The 23,754-nt window shown below is 31.6% G+C and carries 17 protein-coding genes; all 17 read left to right on the top strand.

Translation table 4 applies throughout. The features are described 5' to 3' along the window. The first annotated feature begins 3 nt into the window (after positions 1-3). Positions 4-2,142, top strand: coding sequence for a hypothetical protein (locus AACL07_RS03545; RefSeq protein WP_338983392.1), 2,139 nt, complete (start codon positions 4-6; stop codon positions 2,140-2,142). Between the two features lie 225 nt (positions 2,143-2,367). After that, complete coding sequence (rpsL, locus tag AACL07_RS03540) at positions 2,368-2,778, top strand: 30S ribosomal protein S12 (protein WP_338983390.1); 411 nt, start codon at positions 2,368-2,370, stop codon at positions 2,776-2,778. Between the two features lie 13 nt (positions 2,779-2,791). Then, positions 2,792-3,259 (top strand): 30S ribosomal protein S7, encoded by a 468-nt coding sequence (rpsG, locus tag AACL07_RS03535; protein ID WP_338983388.1) that lies wholly within the window; start codon positions 2,792-2,794, stop codon positions 3,257-3,259. An 18-nt stretch (positions 3,260-3,277) separates the two neighbouring features. Beyond that, complete coding sequence (gene fusA / locus AACL07_RS03530) at positions 3,278-5,356, top strand: elongation factor G (protein ID WP_338983386.1); 2,079 nt, start codon at positions 3,278-3,280, stop codon at positions 5,354-5,356. 87 nt (positions 5,357-5,443) lie between these two features. Beyond that, entirely contained in the window at positions 5,444-6,631 is a 1,188-nt protein-coding gene (tuf, locus tag AACL07_RS03525; RefSeq protein ID WP_338983384.1) for an elongation factor Tu, read from the top strand. Positions 6,632-6,707: 76 nt separating this feature from the next. Beyond that, positions 6,708-6,971 (top strand): hypothetical protein, encoded by a 264-nt coding sequence (locus AACL07_RS03520; protein WP_338983382.1) that lies wholly within the window; start codon positions 6,708-6,710, stop codon positions 6,969-6,971. A 1-nt stretch (position 6,972) separates the two neighbouring features. After that, positions 6,973-7,911 carry a ComEC/Rec2 family competence protein gene (locus AACL07_RS03515; protein ID WP_338983381.1) on the top strand — a complete coding sequence of 313 codons (939 nt, stop codon included), beginning with the start codon at positions 6,973-6,975 and terminating at the stop codon, positions 7,909-7,911. 38 nt (positions 7,912-7,949) lie between these two features. Then, positions 7,950-10,814 (top strand): preprotein translocase subunit SecA, encoded by a 2,865-nt coding sequence (gene secA, locus AACL07_RS03510; RefSeq protein ID WP_338983379.1) that lies wholly within the window; start codon positions 7,950-7,952, stop codon positions 10,812-10,814. A 95-nt stretch (positions 10,815-10,909) separates the two neighbouring features. Further along, positions 10,910-12,886, top strand: a complete 1,977-nt coding sequence (gene uvrB / locus AACL07_RS03505) for an excinuclease ABC subunit UvrB (RefSeq protein WP_338983377.1) — start codon at positions 10,910-10,912, stop codon at positions 12,884-12,886. 1 nt (position 12,887) lies between these two features. After that, complete coding sequence (gene uvrA / locus AACL07_RS03500; protein WP_338983375.1) at positions 12,888-15,728, top strand: excinuclease ABC subunit UvrA; 2,841 nt, start codon at positions 12,888-12,890, stop codon at positions 15,726-15,728. Further along, positions 15,721-16,806, top strand: coding sequence for a Mur ligase family protein (locus AACL07_RS03495; protein WP_338983373.1), 1,086 nt, complete (start codon positions 15,721-15,723; stop codon positions 16,804-16,806). Before uvrA ends, AACL07_RS03495 begins: the two co-directional genes overlap by 8 nt. Continuing rightward, entirely contained in the window at positions 16,796-17,485 is a 690-nt protein-coding gene (locus AACL07_RS03490; protein WP_338983371.1) for a hypothetical protein, read from the top strand. Before AACL07_RS03495 ends, AACL07_RS03490 begins: the two co-directional genes overlap by 11 nt. Next, positions 17,478-18,065, top strand: coding sequence for a GIY-YIG nuclease family protein (locus tag AACL07_RS03485; RefSeq protein WP_338983369.1), 588 nt, complete (start codon positions 17,478-17,480; stop codon positions 18,063-18,065). The genes AACL07_RS03490 and AACL07_RS03485 overlap by 8 nt, the downstream gene beginning before the upstream one ends. A gap of 22 nt (positions 18,066-18,087) precedes the next feature. Then, complete coding sequence (locus AACL07_RS03480) at positions 18,088-19,431, top strand: M17 family metallopeptidase (protein WP_338983367.1); 1,344 nt, start codon at positions 18,088-18,090, stop codon at positions 19,429-19,431. 87 nt (positions 19,432-19,518) lie between these two features. Beyond that, positions 19,519-20,538, top strand: coding sequence for a hypothetical protein (locus AACL07_RS03475; protein ID WP_338983365.1), 1,020 nt, complete (start codon positions 19,519-19,521; stop codon positions 20,536-20,538). A 58-nt stretch (positions 20,539-20,596) separates the two neighbouring features. After that, positions 20,597-23,260, top strand: a complete 2,664-nt coding sequence (gene alaS / locus AACL07_RS03470) for an alanine--tRNA ligase (RefSeq protein ID WP_338983363.1) — start codon at positions 20,597-20,599, stop codon at positions 23,258-23,260. Between the two features lie 164 nt (positions 23,261-23,424). Further along, positions 23,425-23,733 carry a 30S ribosomal protein S10 gene (rpsJ, locus tag AACL07_RS03465; RefSeq protein WP_162649958.1) on the top strand — a complete coding sequence of 103 codons (309 nt, stop codon included), beginning with the start codon at positions 23,425-23,427 and terminating at the stop codon, positions 23,731-23,733. Positions 23,734-23,754 lie beyond the last annotated feature (21 nt).

Below are 23,754 nucleotides of genomic sequence, written 5' to 3'. Positions count from 1 at the left end.
AAAATGAAAAAGTTAATATATTTATTATCTGCAGTTACTGCAAGTTCAAGTATTGCACTTGGAATTTGCGCGCCTCTAACAGCTATGACACCAAACAATTATGTTGATGAAAAAATATCATTATTTGATGTAATTCAGAATACAGATTTAGGAACTCTTGAAAATGGAGATGAAAGCGAAATAAAAGAAGCTATTTCAATAGAGAACCCCAATATAGATATTTTTCAAATAGATGTAAACAAGATTTCAAAAAACTTAGCACAGATTACCCCTACAATTACAAGTGAGTCTTACTATCAAACTTTCCCAGGTATTATGGTTGATTTTAGTGTTAAACCAAAAACAAATTTGGATGACTCAATAAATCAAGCATATCTTGGTGAAATTCAAAATAATGATTCAGAAACAATATTAATGGAGTTTTTGAATCAAAATCCGAACATTACAAAAAATGATGTAAAAGTTAAAGAAAACAGCATTACTAAAAATAGTGTTATTTTAACTTCTATAATGAATAGTAGATTCAAAGGTGATGCATTAATTGTGTTTGAAGTAAAACCAATAAAATTATCTAAGCATGTCAAAAACCAAAATATTGGATTCATAAATAACAATAACAAAGATAAAATTTTTGACCAATTGGTAAAAACTAATCCAAACGTTGTTACAACAGATATTGAAGTTATTGAAGAATCAATAACTCTAGAATCAGCTATGATCAAAGCGAGAAGTTATAGTGAAACTTATATTATGGGCGATGAAATATTGGTCAAATTTGAAACTAACCCCTATACATTAAATGAACACATTGACGAAAAAGAAATTGGTGAGATTAACAATTACAATGACAAGACAATTATCAATGCGTTGAATGAAAAAACAAAAATTAATACCACACAAATAAACATCATCGATGTTAAACGTGGGGAATTTAAAATCCAAGCAAAAGAAGATAGTAATTATTATAGATTTGATGAAGCGGTTACATTCACATTCACATTACCAGATAAATATGATTTATTTGAAGGAATTAAAGAAGTTAGGTGAATCGAATACAGAGACAACGAACAAATTGAAAGAGATGTTTATGACCTGATAGTTGAAAAATCATTTAAATCAGAAGTTTCTGAGGGAATTGATTATGAAATTATCAAAGAAAATGATAATCAAATAAACGTTAAATCTATTGGGGGTTCAATTTCATTACAAGGAAATTTTGTTGTAAATCTCCAAAGAAAATATCAAACATCGGACTTTGATTTAGATATAAACACTTCAATGGCAAGGAATGACATTGAAATAGAAAAAGAGTTAAATGATAAAATTACAGAAAAATTAAATAATGATAAAATTGATGAGAAACTAAATCTATCAATAAATAAAGTTGATGTCTTGGAGTTTAAAAATAAACACGAATCACAAGCGTATTACAAAGAAGTGACGTTCAATATAAATTTAGACAGAACTAAAATTTTTGACGTATCCTCTACAAAAATAAAATGAACAAACTTTAAAAGTCCCAAATATGCTGCCGGTGAAGTTAGTGTTAACCTAACAAAGAAAATGAAAACATATGCTGGTAAGGATATAGTTGTCAACACAGCTGTTGCATATGTTGATTCATCATCTGACCATATTGAGAGTCAAAATGCAAACAAGGGTCCAACCCGAGCATACTGAGATGTAACACCACCTCTAGAAATTGGTGTGATAGATTATAAATCTGAATTTAATTTTAAAAGTCCAAAAGATTTTTTTGACATATATTCTGTAGAAGTACATTACGAATGAATGGCAAACGGTTGAGATGAATATCATGGATCATGGGCTAAACCAGGTGGAAAAAATGCAGCAATGAATGAAGATGAAAAAGTGTTTGATTCCGAAAATAGTGTCGGTTCAGCAATGAAAAATTCGACCGGAAAAGTTTATAATTCAACCGGATTCCACCATGAAGGTGGGGATTTTGGTTCAAAACACAAGGGGGCTGGTGCTGTTCAAATTTGAATGGAAGTTAAAGATGATAAAATTTATTTTTATTGTTTATCTGGTGCATGATATGATTGAAAAAATTTAAGTTCATATGATCATGCTGGTGTAGCTAAAATTACCCCACTATCAATATTGGTAAGTCCGAAATAGGAATTGCACAAAAAATTAAATAGTAAATTAAAACTGGTGTATTTTTTATTGCCAGTTTTTTGCGTACCAATAGTCAATGTATTGTTAATGTAAATTAATTTTGTTTTTATATTTATTTCAAAATAAAACAAAAACAAAAACACATACAAAAAAGTAAGATTATTAATAAATTGTTGTATAATTATCTAGACTTCAATACACACGGTATTGTGGAAGGGGAAACAGATGCCAACAATTAATCAATTAGTTAGAAAGCCAAGAGAGGCTAAAACATGAAAATCTAAAGCACCAGCTTTAGGTCGTGGAATTAACACACTTAGAAAAAAAGCAACATTATCAACATCTCCTCAAAAAAGAGGAGTTTGTACAAGAGTTGCAACAATGACACCTAAAAAACCTAACTCTGCGCTACGTAAGTACGCAAGGGTTAGATTAACAAATGGAATGGAAGTTACTGCTTACATTCCAGGTGAAGGACATAACTTACAAGAACACTCAGTAGTACTTATTGAGGGTGGTCGTGTAAAAGACTTACCAGGGGTTAGATACCACGTAATCAGAGGTACATTAGATACAACTGGTGTAAAAAATAGAAAACAATCTCGTTCAAGATACGGAACAAAAAGACCAAAATAGGAGACCATAGAACATGCGTAAAGGACAAGCAGAAAAAAGAGATGTCTTACCCGATCCAATATATAATTCAAAATTAGTAACTAAAGTTATTAACTCAATTATGTTAGACGGTAAGAGAGGAACTGCCCAAAACATCTTATATAAATCATTTGAACAGATTAAAACAAAAACAGGTAAAGAGCCAATCGAAGTATTCGAAAAAGCTATTGAAAACATTCAACCACAACTAGAACTTAAAGTTCGTCGTATTGGTGGAGCAAACTATCAAGTACCAATCGAAGTTTCAAGAACTAGACAAACAACTCTAGCATTGAGATGATTAATCAATTACTCAAGATTACGTCATGAAAAAGATATGATCGATAGATTAGCTAATGAAGTAATTGATGCATCAAACGGGTCTGGTGCTTCTGTTAAGAAAAAAGAAGATACACATAAAATGGCAGAAGCAAACAAAGCGTTTGCTCACTACCGTTGATAATCATAGGAGACCTAGAAAATGGCAAGAGATTATGATTTAAAAAACACTAGAAACTTCGGTATCATGGCCCACATTGATGCTGGAAAAACAACAACAACAGAAAGAATTTTACTTCACACAGGAAAAATTCATAAAATTGGTGAAACACATGATGGTGGATCACAAATGGACTGAATGGCTCAAGAACAAGAACGTGGAATTACAATTACTTCTGCTGCAACAACTGCTTTTTGAAAAGGAAACAGATTTAACATTATTGATACTCCAGGACACGTAGACTTCACAGTTGAAGTTGAAAGATCACTTAGAGTACTTGATGGTGCAGTTGCAGTTTTAGATGGACAAAGTGGTGTTGAACCTCAAACAGAAACTGTTTGAAGACAAGCAACAAACTACAATGTTCCAAGAATTGTTTTTGTTAACAAAATGGATAAAACAGGTGCTGACTTTCTTTATTCATTAAAAACAATTGGTGATAGACTTGGAGCAAAAGCTGCTGCAATACAATTCCCAATTGGAGCAGAAGATGATTTCTCAGGAATCATTGACTTAGTAGAAATGGAAGCTTGACACTTTGATGGTAAACCAGAAGAAGAACCAACTAAAATCGAAATTCCTGCTGATCTAAAAGATCAAGCAGAAATGTTAAGAGCAGAGTTGGTTGAAATGGCTGTTGAATATGACGAAGACTTAATGATGAAATTTTTAGACGGTGAAGAATTAACTATTCCTGAATTAAAAACAGCAATCAGAAAAGGTGTTTTATCAGCAGAGTTCTTCCCAGTGTTAGCTGGATCAGCATTTAAGAATAAAGGTGTTAAACTATTATTGGATGCCGTTATTGATTACTTACCGACTCCTTTAGATGTACCTGCAATTAAAGGTATATTAGCAAATGGTAAACCTGCAGAAAGAAAAGCTTCAGATAGTGAACCTTTCTCAGCTTTAGCTTTCAAAATTATGACTGACCCATTTGTTGGTAAATTAACATTCTTTAGAGTTTATTCTGGAGTTCTTAAAAAAGGTAGCTACGTTATGAATGCTACTAAAGGTAAGAAAGAAAGAATCGGACGTATCTTAAGAATGCATGCAAACAACCGTGAAGAAATCGAAGAAGTATATGCTGGAGAAATTGCTGCAGCTGTAGGATTAAAAGATACAGTTACAGGTGATACTCTAACAGATGAAAAAAACGAAATCGTTTTAGAATCAATGGTATTCCCAGAGCCAGTTATTCACTTGGCTCTTGAACCAAAAACAAAAGCAGATCAAGAAAAACTTGGTCTATCATTAAATAAATTATCAGATGAAGATCCAACTTTCAGAACTTATACAGACGAAGAAACAGGACAAACAATTATTGCCGGAATGGGTGAACTACACTTAGACATTCTTGTTGACCGTTTGAAACGTGAGTTTAAAGTGGAAACTAATGTCGGGGCTCCACAGGTTTCTTACAGAGAAACATTTAGATCCCCAACAAAAGCTGAAGGTAAATACATCAAACAATCAGGTGGACGTGGACAATATGGTCACGTTGTAATCGAATTTGAACCAAACGAAGATAAAGGGTTCGAATGAAATGACAAGATTGTTGGTGGTAAAGTTACAAAAGAATACATCAATGCCGCAAAACAAGGTTTAGAAAATTCATTACGTAACGGTATTATCGCTGGATTCCCAATGATAGATATCAAAGCAACAATAGTTGATGGATCAATGCATGACGTCGATTCATCAGAAATGGCATATAAAATTGCCGCATCAATGGCATTAAAAGATGCAGCTAAGAGAGCTAAACCAGTTATCTTAGAACCAATAATGTCAGTTGACGTAACAATACCTGACGAATACTATGGAGATGTAATGGGTAACATTTCATCAAAACGTGGAACAATCGAAGGGTCAGAACAAAGAGGTAATGCACAAACAGTTAAATCTAAAGTGCCATTGTCAGAAATGTTTGGATACGCAACAGAGCTACGTTCATTTACACAAGGACGTGGTAACTACACAATGATTTTTAGTCACTATGCAGAAGCGCCAAGAAACGTTGCTGAAGATATTATTAAAAAATCAGGTAAAAAACCAATTTAATTTTTTAAACTCAAAATAAAAATATATTGTAGATTTAAATAAAAATTAAGTAAAATTATTAAGAGAAACTTTAAGGAGAACATCAAAATGGCAAAAGAACAATTTGATCGTAGTTTACCTCACGTTAACATCGGAACAATCGGACACGTTGACCACGGTAAAACTACTTTAACAGCAGCTATTACAAAAGTATTAGCTGAACAAGGTGGAGCAGAATTCAAAGATTACGCAAACATTGATAATGCACCAGAAGAACGCGAAAGAGGTATTACAATTAATACTTCACACGTTGAATACAAAACAAAAGCAAGACACTACGCACACGTTGACTGTCCAGGTCACGCCGATTATGTTAAAAACATGATTACAGGTGCTGCGCAAATGGATGGAGCAATCTTAGTAGTTGCTGCAACTGATGGACCAATGCCTCAAACAAGAGAGCACATCCTTTTATCAAGACAATTAGGATTACCAGCAATCGTTGTTTTTCTAAACAAATGCGACATGGTTGACGATGAAGAATTAATCGACTTAGTTGAAATGGAAGTTAGAGATTTATTATCTGCTTACGATTTCGATGGTGAAAATTCACCAGTTATCCGTGGATCAGCATTAGGTGCACTTAATGGTGAAGCACAATGAGTTGAAAAAGTTAATGAATTAATGGCAGCCGTTGACTCATTTATCCCAACACCAGAACGTGAAACTTCAAAACCTTTATTATTACCAGTAGAAGACGTATTTACAATTACAGGTCGTGGTACAGTTGCTACAGGTAGAATCGAACGTGGAACATGTAAAGTAAACGAAGAAGTTGAAATTATTGGTCTAGTTGAAGGTTCTAAAAAAGTTATTGTTACTGGACTAGAAATGTTTAGAAAATTATTAGACCGTGCAGAAGCAGGGGATAATGTTGGAGCATTACTACGTGGAGTTAACCGTGAAGATATCGAACGTGGACAAGTTATTGCTAAACCAGGTTCAATCAAACCACATACTCAATTTACTGCATCAGTTTATGCATTAACACAAGAAGAAGGTGGAAGACATAAACCATTCTTTAACAAATACCGTCCTCAATTCTTTGTACGTACTACAGACGTTACAGGAGAAGTGGTGTTGCCAGCTGGAACAGACATGGTTATGCCAGGGGACAACGTTGAATTAACAGTTGAACTAATCAAACCAATTGCTGTTGAACAAGGTACTAAATTCTCAATCCGTGAAGGTGGAAGAACTATTGGTGCTGGAACAGTAGTTAAAATTATGAAATAATAAAAAATCCCAAAAGGATTTTTTTTTTTTTTGTATCTTTTAATTTTTTGTGACGTTAATAATAGTGGAGGTACACATGAAATTAACAAATGAACAATATAAAGAAATGTCAAATTGTCTGGGAAAAGAAATAAACGAAGATACCGATTTTCAAGCACTATCTTATGAACTCCAAGGAGAAAGACGCGACTTAATACAAACAATGTCACAAACAATGCAATTGGCTAAATCAGTGATGATGACTAATGACGAACTTGTAAAACAAAACAAACAGCTATTAAATTCAACAAACAACAAAACAAACACAACACCACAACAAGAAAAAAGAATATTAAACTAATATGTACAAAACAATAATGAAAATATTATTCTGTCTATATTTGCCATTCTATCTTTTGATTGTAATCACAAATGGAAACATATTAAAAATGCAACATAAAAATAATGTTGCATTTATTACTTTAAGTGTTGGGAATGGATTGTTCTCATTCTTGAAAATTGATAATAGTGCAATAATATTTGATTGCGGAATCGGCGGAAACCCCATGAATTGAGATGATGGTGTACAAGGTAATTCAAGTTTTCCAACTAACTATATGAAATCAATTGGTATTGAAAAGATAGACAATATATTCATATCCCACAATCACGTTGATCACTACTCGAACTTAAAGACAATTCAAAAAAACTTTGAGATATCAAATATTAGCGTCCCGTATAACTATAATAAAATGAACAAGCAGATCAAAGGATATATAAAAGATTCAAAAGCAAACATAATAAGCTTCAGACGTGATTATAGTTTTTCGGGAATTAATTTTAGCAACCTGACATATGATTGAGTTGTTCAAAATGGTTCTAAAAATAAAAATGAAAATAATAACTCAATGGTATTGGATTTTAAATTCAAAAATAAAACATTTTTACTCACAGGAGATATTGAATCAGAACCAACTAAGGACATGGTTACCAAACATAAAGAATATGATTATTTTCAAGTACCGCACCACGGTAGTGATAATTCAGGGACTACAAATATTTTAAAAAAAGTAAAACCAAATAAATGCATTATTAGTGGAACTAGGAATACAAAATTATGAAGGAAATTTTCTGGTGGTCATGAATTTCCTACGGACGACATATTTGAAAATGTCCACAATCGTTGCCAAAGCACATACATTACTGGATCAACATTAAAGAGTGAGGTTGGAAACTCATATGAGTATGTACCAGCTAGTGGCAATGTTTTTAAGAACGCAAAAACTATTCAAAATAAATAGATATGATAAAATACATTTAACAAACAAAAGGAATCTATATGGCAGCAAGTGATAAAAGCATTGTTAAAAAGCATGGTAAATTAGCGGACAAGATAATTGCGCTAGATAGTGAGTATACAAAGCTTTCTGACACCGAACTTAGAATGAAAACTGATGAGTTTAAAAAACGAATTCAAGAAAATGGTGAATCAGTTGATTCGTTATTAGTTGAAGCTTTTGCTGTTGCTCGTGAGGCTGCTTTTAGAAAACTTGGGTTGAAAGCATACAGGGTCCAATTGATCGGTGGGATCATTTTACATAATGGAGATATTGCCGAAATGAGGACTGGTGAGGGTAAAACTTTAACTGGTATTTTTCCTGTATATTTAAATGCATTAACTGGAAACCCCGTACACATCGTTACAGTAAATGAATATCTATCTGGACGTGACAGTAAAATCAATGGAGTTGTTTTCAACTTCCTTGGTTTAACTGTTGGATTAAATGGTAGAGCTTTATCAAAACCCTTAAAAAGAAATGCTTATGCACAAGATATTACATACACAACAAATGCTGAATTGGGATTTGATTATTTACGTGATAACTTAGTAATTGATTACACACAAAAAGTTCAACGTGGATTGAGTTATGTTGTTATTGATGAGGCTGACTCAATTCTTATTGATGAAGCCAGAACACCATTAATTATTTCTGGTGGATCACAAAATAGAACAAACCAATATCAAGCGGCTGATGCGTTTGCAAAAAGTCTTGATAAAAACCAAGACTTAAAATTTGACTTAGAAACAAAACAAATAAATATGACTGATTATGGAATCAAGAAAGCTGAAAAATTCTTTGGTCTAATAAAATTATTTGACATGAAGAACTCAGAATTATTTCACTTAATCACAAATGCATTAAGAGCTAACTTTACATTTTCAGAAGGTGTAGAGTACATGGTTTCTGAAAATGAAGTAAAACTAATTGACCAATTTACTGGTAGGGTTATGGAGGGTCGTTCGTATTCAGATGGATTACAACAAGCGATTCAAGCAAAAGAAGGCGTGAGAATTGAAGAAGAAACTCAAACAATTGCAACAATAACATACCAGAACTTTTACAGACTATATGCAAAAATTTCAGGTATGACAGGTACTGCCAAAACTGAAGAAGAAGAATTTATTAAAATATACAATACACGCGTTATTCAATGCCCGACTAACAAACCGATTATTAGAAATGACTTACCCGATTTTACATTTGGTACAAAAAGAGCAGCTCTATTGAAAATGATTAAAGACATTAAAGAAATCATCGGTGTAGGTAGACCGGTTCTGATTGGTACTACTTCAGTTGAATCATCAGAGCAAATTTCAAGATATCTTTCAAAAGAAGGAATGAAGTATGAAATGATCAATGCTAAAAATCACCACAGAGAAGCAGACATTGTTGAAATGGCCGGTAAATCTGGAGCTATAACATTAGCCACAAACATGGCTGGTCGTGGTACAGATATTAAACTATCACCTGAAGTAAAAAAATCAGGTGGTCTATTTGTTATGGGTGTTGAAAGAAACGAGGCGCGTCGTATTGATAACCAATTAAGAGGTCGCGCGGGACGTCAAGGTGATCCGGGTTCTTCAAGATTCTATATCACAATGGAAGATGAACTTATGATTAGGTTCTCATCTCCAAGAGTTCGAAATATGTTTTTAAAACTCGGAGATGATCACATCAACTCTAAAATGTTTACAAAGGCACTAACAAACGCTCAAAAGAAATTAGAAGGTTTAAACTTTGATCAAAGAAAAAACATATTAGACTATGACAATATCCTCTCACAACAACGTGAATCAATTTATTCACAACGTGATTCAATATTGCTGCAATCAGACCTTACAAAGGTATTAGAAAGATTCCAATATACGACTGCATATGAAATTGTAAATAAATCATCTGAAGTTGTAAGGGGTGAAAAAATAATAAACCTTGATAGATTACAAACTGAGATTGTTAAAGATTTAATTGATCCAAATTCTTGAAATAAAAATGATTACTTAGGACTTGATAAAGCAAATATTGCCAAAAAAATTCAATTACTAATGATGGAATATTATTTAACTAAATCAAGAAATATCCCATTGGAAGTTAGAACAAAAATCGAAAGAACAACAATTGTAAAAAACTTAGATTCATATTGAACAAAGCACATAAACATTTCTTCAAAATTAAGATCTGGAATATACTTACAACAATATGCTCAAAACAACCCGTTACATGAATACATTGAAGAGTCATCAAGAATGTTTAACACAATGAAAATCAATGTGGCTATGGTTTCTGTAAAACATTTAATATCTTCATTAAATGATGATATGGGTGCAAAAATCACTTCGTCTCAACAAACACAGGTTCCGTCTTCGCAACCAAAACCTGAAGTTAAAATTTCAGAAGCTGATATAAAACAAATCTTGAGCGAAATACAAATAACAAAAGAACAGTTCACAAGAACTAATGTAGAAAATAGATTCAAAGAAATCCTTTCACAAGAACTTACTGAAGAACAAAGGAAAAATATTTTGATCAAGCAAAATATTTTAAGTAAGTTCATGGCTAAGCTTGATCAAATGATTTCTTCTCAAAAGAAAGAAGTTCAAATTTCAGACGAGATGATAATTAAGGTTGCCACAAAATATAAATTCAAAAAAGTTAGAGGTAGCAATGACCTAATCATGGAAATGTTTAATAAACTTTCACATGGTCAACCGGATGAAATTAGAAAACAATTACTACAAGAAGCTATATTAATTAGGGATCTAGATAAGATCATTAAAGAAAATCCACATCTACAAAAGCTGATAGATGACATTGATGATAATGACGATAGTGAACAAATAAATATGGTATCAAAAATAGGATAATTCAAACACCGTATGGTGTTTTTTTTATTGTATAATAAAACAACTCTATAGGTAACTCTGGTTATATGTAGTGTTTTTTACATTTTGGAGAAATCATGGAAAAGAAATTTAAATTAATTACCAAGTTCAAACCGTCTGGAGACCAACCACTTGCAATTGAAAAGTTAACAGAAGGAATACTTAAACACAAAAAAGATCAAGTGCTATTAGGTGCTACAGGGACTGGTAAAACATTTACAATTGCAAACGTAATTAATAATGTTCAAAAGCCAACCTTGGTATTGGTTCACAATAAGACATTGGCAATGCAATTGTACGTTGAACTACAAGAGTTATTTCCAAACAACAAAGTTGAATACTATGTTTCACACTTTGACTTCTTTCAACCAGAAGCGTATGTTGCTGCTAGAGATTTATATATAGGAAAAGATGCGAGAAGAAATGCAGACCTAGATATGATGAGAGTTAGAACATTAAATTCACTTGTAACAAGAGATGATGTAATTGTTGTGGCTTCAGTTGCTGCAATATATCCAACTCAAAACCCACTGACATATGAAAAGATATTTCTTCAATTGGATCTTGGTGAAACAATTAACTTAAAACAAACATTAACTGACCTAATTCAAATGGGATATGTTAGAAATGACATGGATGAAGAAATTGGTAGTTTTTCTGTAAAGGGAGATTCAATAACAATTAGACCAGGTTGAAGTGACAAGATGTATTACAAAATTTCTTTATTCGGTGAAGAAGTTGAAAGCATAGGTACATATGAACCACTTAACAATACAAAATTAGAATCACTTAGAACAATGACGATTTATCCAGCAGTTGCATATGTTACAGATAAAGAAAGATTAGAAGTTGTAATAGGGAACATTAGAAGAGAGTTGTTGGTGAGAGCAAAAGAATTAGATCGCGCCGGAAAGTTTTTAGAAATGGATAGACTTACAAAGAGAACAAACTATGATTTAGAAATGTTATCTGAATTTGGTATTTGTTCTGGAATAGAAAACTATTCTATGTACTTAGACTTTAGAGAGTTTGGTTCAACACCTTGAACTTTGATTGACTTTTTCAAAGACAACGGATTTTTAACTGTGATTGATGAATCGCATATGACTATGCCTCAGATTAGAGGAATGTTTCAAACAGACAGAAGTAGAAAAGAATCACTTGTTGAGTATGGTTTCAGATTGCCTTCTTCAAAAGAAAATAGGCCTCTGAACTTTGAAGAGTTCAAATCAAAAATTGGACAAACAATTTACACATCTGCCACTCCAAGTGATTATGAACTTGAATTATCTGGTAAAGAAGTTGTACAACAAATTATTCGTCCTACAGGATTGTTAGATCCGATTGTAGAAGTAAGAAGACAAGAAGGTCAAATTGACGACATCATAAAAGAGATAAACCTAAGAAGCGTTAAAGGCGAAAAAGTGTTTATCACAACTTTAACAATACGTTCATCAGAAAGTATTACTGAATACTTACAGGGCAAAAATATTAAAGTGGCATATATACATTCGGAATTAAAAACGTTCGAAAGAAGTCAAATATTAAATGATTTACGACTTGGGGTTTATGACGTTATAGTTGGGGTTAACCTATTAAGAGAAGGTTTGGATATACCGGAAGTAAGTTTAGTGTGTATATTGGATGCTGACAAACAAGGGTTCTTACGTAACACAAGAAGTTTAGTCCAAACAATTGGTAGAGCAGCCAGAAATGAAAATGGTAGAGTAATATTTTATGCAAACACTATGAGTAGATCAATGGAAGAAGCGATGGACGAAACTTCAAGAAGACGTAAAATTCAAGAAGAATATAATATTGCAAACAACATAACACCAAAGACAATCACAAAAGATATTGCAGCGTCATTACATGATGGAGATATAAGAACAAAAATTGCAGAACTTAAATCTAAGTCTGCAAAAGAAAGAAAAACAGAACTAGAAAAAATAATAGCCTCAACAAGAAAAGAAATGATTGTTGCTGCGCGTGAGCTAGATTTTGAAAAAGCAGCAAAGCTAAGAGATTTAATAATCCAACTTGAAGGAGAATAATATGAATAATAAAATTATAGTTATTGGTGCAAAAGAACATAACCTTAAAAATATTAGTGTTGAAATTCCAAAAAACAAACTTGTTGTATTCACTGGGGTTTCTGGTTCAGGGAAATCTTCACTAGCGTTTAATACAATTTATGCAGAAGGTGAGAGAAGATATATAGAATCACTTTCTTCATTTTCAAGACAATTTCTAAAAACAACAGAAAAACCAAATGTAGATGAAATTGAAGGTCTATCGCCAGCTATTTCAATTGACCAAAAAACTACAAGTCATAATCCAAGATCCACTGTGGGAACAAGTACAGAAATACACGATCACCTTAGATTGCTGTGGGCAAATATTGGTCAGGTTTTTTGTATAAACAATCATGGTGAAATTTCATCTCAAACAATTCAAGAAATTTATAACTCAGTTAGAGCGAATGCAAAAGATGGAGATCAAATTTTTATTCAATCTCCAATGGTCAGGGATAAAAAAGGAACACACAAAGATCTATTCAATCGTTTGAAAAAGGAAAACTTTGTTCGTGTTGTTGTTGATGGTGAAATGAGATTACTTGAAGAAGATATTGAATTAGAACAAAACAAAAGACACAACATTGAAATCATAGTTGATAGATTGGTTTACAAAAAAACAGATGATCTAAATTCTAGATTATTTTCAGCGATTGAAATGTGTGCAAGTTATTCAAAAGGATTGGTTAAAATTGTTGAACCAAAAATTGGAAACAAAGAAACACTATATTCAACAAATCACTCATGTAAAAAATGTGGTTTTATGATTGCAAATCTTGAACCAAATTTATTTTCATTCAATAAGAAAAATGGAGCATGTGAAGATTGTTCTGGACTAGGTGTAAACATGGTTCCAGATTTTGACTTACTTGTACCTGACAAAACTTTAACAATTAATCAAGGAGCAATTGTGTTTTTCAAAAACATAGTTGGTTCAAAAAATATTGATTGACAGACTTTCGCAAGACTTCTAGCATTCTACAAAATATCACTAGATGTACCAATTGAAAATTATACAAAAAAACAAATTGAAATAATCAAATTTGGAAGTGATGAAGATATTGAGTTAACAATAGAAACTTCAAGTGGTAATGTGTTCAAACAATCAAAAGAGATAAGCGGTGTTTGTTCTTTAATTCAAAGAAGATATGTGCAAACAACATCAGATGACGCAAGAAAGAACTACTTAAAATATATGTCATCAAGAACATGTGAGACATGTAAAGGTAAGAGATTAAATCAAACTGCCTTATCGGTTAAGGTTCAAGGCAAAAGTATTTCTGACTTTGTTGAAATGACTATTGCTGAAAATTTAGACTTTTTGTTAAATATAAATTTAACAAAAAAACAAGAAGAAATTGCAACGCTTGTAATGACTCAGCTAATTCAAAGAATAAGTTTTTTAAATGAAGTTGGACTAAATTACTTAAACCTAGAAAGAGCTTCGATGACATTATCAGGTGGAGAAGCTCAACGAATTAGATTGGCAAAACAACTTGGTTCAAAACTATCAGGTGTTCTTTACGTTCTAGATGAACCTTCAATTGGTCTACACCAAAGAGATAATAATAAGTTAATTAATACATTGAAAAAATTAAGAGATATTGGTAACACTTTAATTGTTGTAGAACACGATGAGGACACGATGAAAGAAGCAGACTGAATAATAGACATTGGTCCCGGTGCGGGTGAGCACGGTGGCCGCATTACGTTTGAAGGGACATATGATGAAATTATCAAGGACACAAATTCATTAACCGGACAATATTTGAGTGGTGTTAAAAAAATTGAAGTACCAAAGAAACGTCGTGGTGGAAATGGTAGAACAATTGAAATCAAAGGCGCAAAAGAAAATAACTTAAGAAATATTGATGTAACAATTCCGCTTGGTAAATTTATAACAATTACTGGAGTTTCTGGTTCTGGTAAATCTTCTCTTCTTGAAGAAATAATTTACAAAGGTGTTAAAAGAGAAATTGGAAAAGAAATCATAAGAACTGGTAAGTTTTCAAAAATCACCGGAGCAAATAATGTAAATAAAATTATTTACATTTCACAAGATCCTATTGGTAGAACTCCGAGATCTAATCCTGCAACCTATACTTCTGTGTTTGATGACATAAGGGACCTATTCACAATGACACCTGATTCAAAAATGAGAGGTTATTCAAAAGGTAGGTTTTCATTTAATGTTCCAGGTGGAAGATGTGAAAACTGTAGAGGTGATGGTAGCGTAAAAGTTGATATGCAATTTTTAGGTTTTGTTGAAATTGAATGTGATGTTTGTCTAGGTAAACGTTACAACGAAGAAACATTGCAAGTTAAATATAAAGGTAAAAGTATTTTTGATGTATTAAATATGACAATCGAAGAAGCGGCAATTCATTTCGAAAACATTCCAAATGTTAAAGATAAATTAGACACGATGCTTGAAGTTGGTATTGGTTATATTAAGCTTGGTCAAAATGCAATTACATTATCTGGTGGAGAGGCACAACGTGTTAAGTTGTCGACACACTTATTAAAAAAATCAACCGGAGATACATTGTTCTTATTAGATGAACCAACAACAGGATTACATATTGATGATGTTGCTAGATTAATTAAGGTATTAAATAAATTAGTAGATTATGGAAACACAGTCTTAACAATTGAACATAATTTAGAATTTATTAAAATGTCTGATTATATAATTGACTTAGGACCAGAAGGTGGAACTGGTGGTGGTCTTATTGTAGCGACTGGTACACCAGAACAATTAATAAAATCAAAAGGTAGCTTTACAGCGGAGTATCTAAAACCATATTTAAAAAATGATTAGTGTAGACAAAGAAATATTTCCCAAAGAATTAATATTTAAAAAGAACTATCGTTTAAAAGAATTGTTAAGTAATGAACTTAGCAATATTGAAAACAACATTAAAGTAATTAATGTTGTTGGAACAAACGGAAAAGGTTCAACAACATTAATGTTGTCTGAGGGAATGAAAACTAAATACAAGAAGGTGGGTATGTTTATATCTCCCGCTTTTTTGTTTCACAATGAAAGAATACAAATTAACAATGTTTATATTAAAGACGAAGAAATCAAGAAGATAGTTAATGACCATACACACTTAATAAAAAAATATGAATTAACATATTTTGAAATATGAACATTGATTGGAATTATACATTTTTCAAATAATGGTGTTGAAGTTGCGATAATTGAAGCTGGAATCGGTGGGAAACTTGACTCAACAAATGTTTTTGAAAATCAACTTGCATTAGTGGTTACTTCAATTTCAATAGATCATACAAATATACTTGGTAAAAACATTGAAGAAATTATTGATCAAAAGGTTGGAATATGAAAAGGTAAATCTGAAATTTTTGTTGCAAACTCAAATATGCAATACAAAACATATTTTGATAATTTGAAAATCAACTTCACATTTGCAAACTCAAAAATTGCAGATAATTTATTCGATAGTGACAACCAGGGGTTGGTTGAGTGTGTATTTAAAAAATTAGATATAACTACACAAATAACAAAAAATAAACTATTGGGAAGAATGACTATATTAAAAAAAGATCCATTGTTGCTGATTGATGGTGCACACAACATTGATGCGTTAGAAAAATTACTATTGGTAGTTTCTAAGATAAATAATCCATTAATAATAATTGGACTATCTGATTTATCCAAAGTTGAGATGTGTAAAAAAGTATTCAAAGATACAGATTTTGTATTTACAAATTTTGATAGTGAAAAATCAATTGACTTATCGAGTGAAAAAAGATTCACAAATAATTGATCAAAACTAATCAAAGATAATAAGTCAAGGAATATAATTGTTACTGGTAGTTTGTATTTCATACCACTTGTTAATAAGGAGTTTGGAGATAGTGTTGAGTAATTTGCCAGAAAGAGCAACTTGGTTGGTTGCCACAAATGTTGTGTCTTGAATTCTAATTGCTTTGTTTTTGGCGGCTTCTGTTTTAATCGAGAGAAAAAGAATTAAAGATACAAAGATATTACACATAGCAATTGTCGGAATGATTTGTGGTCTATCTGCAATACTTACAAACCTACTTGGGTACAACCTTTCGATATTTTCATATTCAATAAAATTAGCTTTGGGGCAATGATTAATCTTTATTGTTGGATTACTTTATGGACCAATGCTTGGAGTAATTTGCGCAGTGTGTGCTGATTTAATCGGAGCACTAGTTGGTCTTGGTGGGGGAGCGTTCCATGCAGGGTTTATGTTGTGTACAGCCATCATTGGTTTTTCTGGTGGTGTGACTTTATTGTTTGGGAAGAAATTCATAATTATAAAAGGAGCATTGATTTATTCCATTGCATTCACAATGCAATCATTAATACTAAATCCGCTTTGACTTTATAGTATGGGGTTTGGTGAGTATGTTTTTGTAGATATTATTATCAAATTAATTAAATTACCTATTTCACTATCTATCTATATATCTTTAATATCGGCCACATACTTTGCACTGATTCAAATAATAAAAAGAATGAACGATCAGGACTGTTGGTATTATTTAAAGACAGATGGTAAGAAAAAAGATGTATAAATATTCAGATATTAAAATTGCAAAACAATCAAAGAATGAATCAAATAGAGATCTAGCTATTAAAATCTCAACTTGAGATTTTAATACAATAAAATTCAGTTCAGTAAGTAAACTTAATGAGATTGATTTATTTGAAAAAAATGTTCAAGGTGTATATGTTATTTTTTCTAAACTAAATGATGAACTATCATTTAGTTATGTAGGGATTTCAAACAACATACGAACTAGACTAAAAACACACAAAAGCAATATTGAAAAAGGTGTTGATAGAACCTATAAACCATGACTAAAATTATTAAATAAAAATAATCAAAATATAGATGATCTATATTTTGGAATAATATTAATTTCAGACAATGAACAAGAAAGGTTTAAGTTTGAAATAATTAACATTATGAAAGTTTGAAATAAATTTACAAATGTTAACAAAAGATTACGAGACAGAAAATACCATTGCATCAATTGCGGAGGCGGTATGATTAATGCCACATATGTCAGTTCACCTGATAAAGAAATACCGTATAGTATAAAAATTAAATGCATTAGAAAACATTGCAAGAAAAAATACATGTTAATATAAAGAAAGATTAGAGGAAAAATATATGATACTTAAAAACAGTAATAAATCATTCGATCTAACACTTAAAGCGGTTAGTTCAAGTAAAAATGAAATGGTTGTTAAAACACCTGGTGCAACAACTTTGATCAGTGAAGAAAAAACAATTTATTTATTTTTAAACGAAAACACAAGCTTAAGAAAATTAGAAGAATTAGTTAAGAAAGCGTTTTCATCATTGCCATACAATGTTAATGTTGATATTGAATCATTCTTTTTAATTAAAGGTGAAGAAAAATCAATATTCCAAGTTGTAGTTGAAGCAATAATGTTTGCAAATAACCCAGGATGAGCTTTGAAAAAAGAAGCATCAAAACCTGGAAATGATTTCAACATTGTTTTCAATGGAAAAGAATTAGAAGAAATCTTTAATACATCAGAAATCAAAATGGAGTTTGTAAACTTCACAAGAGACTTACAAGACTTACCACCAAACATTGGAACTTCAGTTGAAGTTGCGAATAAACTTGTTGAGAAATCAAAAGGTATTGCGGGTTTAAAAGTTACAGTTTATAACAAGAAACAAATTGAAGACTTAAAAATGGGATTACTACTTGGTGTAAACGCCGGTTCTAGTGTTGACGCTAGGGTTGTAGTAATGGAATACTCATCTGATACTTCAATTGAAAAAACAGCATTCATCGGAAAAGGAATTTGTTTTGACTCAGGTGGTTACAACCTAAAAGGTTCACCTTTCTTAAAAGGAATGAAATTCGATATGTCAGGAGCGGCTGTAGTTTGTTCTTCAGTAATGGCTCTTGCAAAAGCAAAAGCAAAAGCAAATGTAATGGCTGTTGCTTGTTTAACAGATAACAGAATCGGTTCAACAGCTACACTTACAGAATCAGTATTAACTTCAATGAACGGTGCAACTGTTGAAATTGGAAACACAGATGCTGAAGGTAGACTAGTTTTAGCTGACGGAATTACATTAGCTATTAGAAAATTCGGTGCACAAAAAGTTGTTGATGTAGCTACATTAACTGGTGCAATCGTTATTGCACTTGGTGCATGATTCACTGGATCATTTTCAACTAATGATACATTCTACAAAGAATTCGAAGTTGCTCACAACAAAGCTGTTGAGTATGTTTGAAGACAACCGATCATTGATGAGCATTTAGAAGTAATGCAAAAAGCATCTAAGGTTGCAGATATGAATAATGCAGAATCAAGTAGACAAGCAGGTTCATCAACAGCGGCCGCTTTCTTGAATTACTTTGCTGAAGGTAAACCATACATTCACCTAGATATTGCAGCAACTGATGCTACAAATGATCGCGGTAATGGACCAATGGTTAAAACACTATTTGAACTAGGTTCAAAATAATAAAACAAATCACTACTGAAGTAGTGATTTTTATTTATTCAAATTGTTAATTTGATAAGATTAACTTAATTGTTATAAGGGATTTAAATGTTAAGAGGAATTACAGAAGATATTGATCAAAGCGTAAATGGGTTTATTGAAAATATATTTTCAATGCTTAATCTAGGTGTTGTGGATAGTGCGTTTAAAATTGTAATGATTGTTCTTTCATTTCTAATATTGGCAGGAACTTTATTTAGTTTGCTAATTTACAAATCATTTCATAGAAAAGGAACTAGAAGGTTTACATATGTAATGTTTTACATATGAGCATTTTTTGCCTTCATTTTTTCAATGCTTATATTTGCAATTAATTACAATTGATTTGGGATACAAACACCAGTTGCTATTTTTATAGATCCAATACTTGGAGCATTGACATCAATGATGTCAGCTTCAGGAGAAGTTGGTTCTGAATTCTTCAACTCATTTATCGGAAGTATATTTGGGTCAGAAACCAACTTAGACAACCTATCAACTGAATCTGTAATTAAGTTCTTCTTGAAAGTTCCGACATTCATTGCCTGAGTGTGTACTATTGCAATTGTAGTTGTAACTGTATTGGTTAACTTAGCACCAAAATACAAATGAATAAGAGAGACTGTAAAAGTATCTTATTTTATTGGGTTCTTCATAATGCTTGGGATAAGTGTTTGAGCAATTGCGTTTACAATAGGTTCAGATATCAAAGTGGGTACAACAATTGAGATGCTTGTTAAGACGCAAGTTAAAGGTATTACAGACGGAATTATTGCTGGACTTGATGGCGTTAAAGATGAAGCAGATGGAATGATAGAAGATATAATCAATAAGATTAATTGTGTTAACCCTGAAGACACGGCAGATCTAATAATAAAATTAGTGGATGGAAAAGTTATAATCGGAGCCGGAGCTATTGATGGCCCAATTCTAGAACTTGATACAAGTTTCCTAAAAGTAATCTTTAATGTAAGTGATGCTGAAATTAAAGATTATGTTGAATCTGTAAGGGATGGAATTAAAGTTCTTGAATGTGATGAGTTGAAAGCAAAGCTTGAAGATGCACGTGAGTGGTTGAAACAAGTTTAGAGCAAAAATAGACAGTGCCTATTTTTTTATTAATATATAATTTATTTGTAGGTGAAACATGAAAAAATTAAGTTCAAATGAAGTTAGAAAAATATGATTGGATTTTTTCAAATCTAAAAAACATCATTTTCTAGAACCAGTAAGTTTAGTACCAGTTAATGATCCAAGTCTATTGTGAATCAATTCAGGTGTAGCTACTTTGAAACCATACTTTGATGGAAGATTAAATCCACCATCACGAAGATTAACAAACTCACAGAAAGCAATTAGAACAAATGATATTGAAAATGTAGGAGTTACCGCAAGACACCAAACTATGTTTGAAATGTTGGGTAATTTTTCTATTGGTGATTATTTTAAAAAAGAAGCAATTGAATTTGCTTGAGAGTTATTAACTTCAAAAGAGTGATACGCAATGCCAATTGAAAAATTGTATGTAACAGTATTTGAAGAAGATCAAGAAGCCTATGATATTTGAAGAAACATAATCGGACTAAGTGAAGATAAGATTTTTAAAATGGGTAGAGATACAAACTTCTGAGATGTTGGCCAAGGACCATGTGGACCAAATAGTGAAATCTTTTTTGATCGCGGAATAATTTGAGATAAAGAAAATATTGGTGTCAAATTATTAAAAGACGATATTGAAAACGATAGATACATCGAAGTTTGAAATATCGTATTTTCACAATTCAACAATGATGGGCAAAACAACTACACACCATTACCAAGAAAAAATATAGATACAGGTGCAGGACTTGAACGTATAGTTTCTATTTTTCAAGAAACACCAACAAACTTTGAAACAGATTTATTTATGCCAACAATTAAAGCTGTTGAAAAATTAACTGACAAAAGGTATTCAATTGAAAATTACTTTAACCCAACACCGGAACAAACTCAAATCAATACTGCATTTAAAATTATTGCAGATCATGTTAGGGCTTGTGCTTTTGCGATTGCAGATGGAGCATTTCCTTCTAACAAAGATCGTGGGTATATTATTAGAAGACTTATTAGAAGATCAAGTGTTTATGCTAAGTCATTGGGAATCAACAAGCCATTCATGTCAGATTTGGTTGATATAGTAATTTCAACAATGGGAAGCTTTTATGTATATTTAAAAGACAAAAAAGATATTGTTAAAAAATCAATTTTAGATGAAGAAACAAAATTCCTTAAAACACTTACAAAAGGATATGAATTCTTTTATGAAATTATTTCTAAGGATAAAGTAGTTAGTGCTAAAAATGCATTACTACTATTTGAATCATATGGATTCCCAATAGAAATAATTACAGAACTTGGTGAAAAAGAAAACATCAAAGTTGATTTCGAAGGATTTGAAAAATTATTTGAAGCTGCAAAAGTAGTTGCTAAGAATGCGAATAAAAACAAAGCAGTTTGAAATAAACAATCAAAGATATTAACTGAACTAAAAGTTGAATCAGAATTTGTTGGATATGAAACGCAATCAACTATCGATTCAAAAGTTGTATTCATGTTTGCAAATGATGTAGAAGTTAAGACTGCAAAGTCAGACGAAGTAGTACAAGTGATATTTGATAGAACACCATTCTATGCAGAAAAAGGTGGACAAGCAAATGACACAGGTATCTTAATTGATGGCGATGGCGATGTCCATAAAGTTATTGATGTTCAATCTGGACCTAATGGACAAAACATACACACCGTTGTTGTTGCTAACAAATTAAAGGTTGGCGACATAATTACAACCGAAGTTGAAGAATCAAAAAGATTGCTCACAGCAAACAATCACTCAGGTACTCACTTATTGCACGCGACTGTTCGTGAGGTGTTGGGTAAAGATGCTACACAAACTGGTAGTTACAATGATGAAAATGGATTTAGACTAGACATTTCATTTAGCAGAATGCCAACACAAGATGAGATAACAAAAATATCTGATCAAGCAAATAAATATATTTCAAAAAATTTTAAGCGTGAAGTTTACTTTTGCTCACTAAAAGACGCAATTGAAAAATATCATGCACTAGCATTGTTTAGTGAAAAATATGATTCTACAGTAAGGGTTGTTAAGTTCTCAAATGTATCAAGTGAACTATGTGGGGGAACACACGTTGAACATACAGGGTTGATTGAAAAAATATTTATTACAAGTGTTGAATCAAAAGGTAGTGGTGTATATAGATTTAGTGCACTAACAACCGAAAGTACAATTCAGGAATTTTTAGAAGAGCAATTTGCAAAACAAAAAAGTGAAATCATTGTTCAGAGAAATAAGTTTGAAGATCTAAAAAAAGTAAGACCATCAAAATTAATTGAGCTCTTATTAAAAGATATAGATTCATTGAAGGTGATAGAAAAGAACTTTGTTAAAATGAAGGAACAAATATCTGAGTTCAAAGGTAACTTTAAAATTTATCAAAAAACAACTGAATCAGAAATGTCAGATGTAGCTATTGAAGAATACAAAATGTTAGAACCGGTTGATAACAAAATTATATTGATTGATGAAATTCTTGATATGAACATGTTTAAGAAAATTTCTGACATACTACAAAACAAATATAAATTATTGGTATTTGAAGCTTACAATGAAAAGTTAAACGTATGTGTAATTTCTTCTGGTGACCCAAAAATATCTGCAATTGATATCCTTAAAGGTAATCAAAAATATGAAATTAAGGGTGGGGGAAATCCAAAATTTGCCCAAGGTAAAATTGTTAAAACAAAATAAAACTCAAATATTTTGAGTTTTATTTTTGTATATAGACCATCAAAATTATTTTAAAGATTATTCTTTCTAATCGAAAAACTTATATATAATAAATATTACGTATGTATTTTGTGTGCATATTGACAACACACCGATAAGGGTTGTCTATTATATAGGAGGAATTAATGGCTCAGCAAAAAATTAGAATCAAACTTAAAAGTTATGACAACGCAATAGTTGATCAATCAATGGTAAAAATCATTGAAGCAGCAGAATCAACAGGAGCAAAAGTTAGGGGTCCAATCCCTTTACCGACTGATAAAGAAATCATTACAATTTTAAGATCAGTTCATAAACATAAAGATTCACGTGAACAATTTGAAATTAGAACACATAAAAGAATTTTAGAAATTATTAACCCAACTGCAAAAACAATGGATTCTCTAACAAGAGTTCAATTACCTACAGGGGTAAATATAGAAATCAAACTATAAAACAAAATCACAAAGTATGTA

This window comes from Spiroplasma endosymbiont of Othius punctulatus (assembly GCF_964019505.1).
In the GTDB taxonomy this organism is placed as follows: domain Bacteria; phylum Bacillota_I; class Bacilli_A; order Mycoplasmatales; family Mycoplasmataceae; genus TIUS-1.
This window is presented reverse-complemented; position numbering and strand designations above follow the sequence as displayed.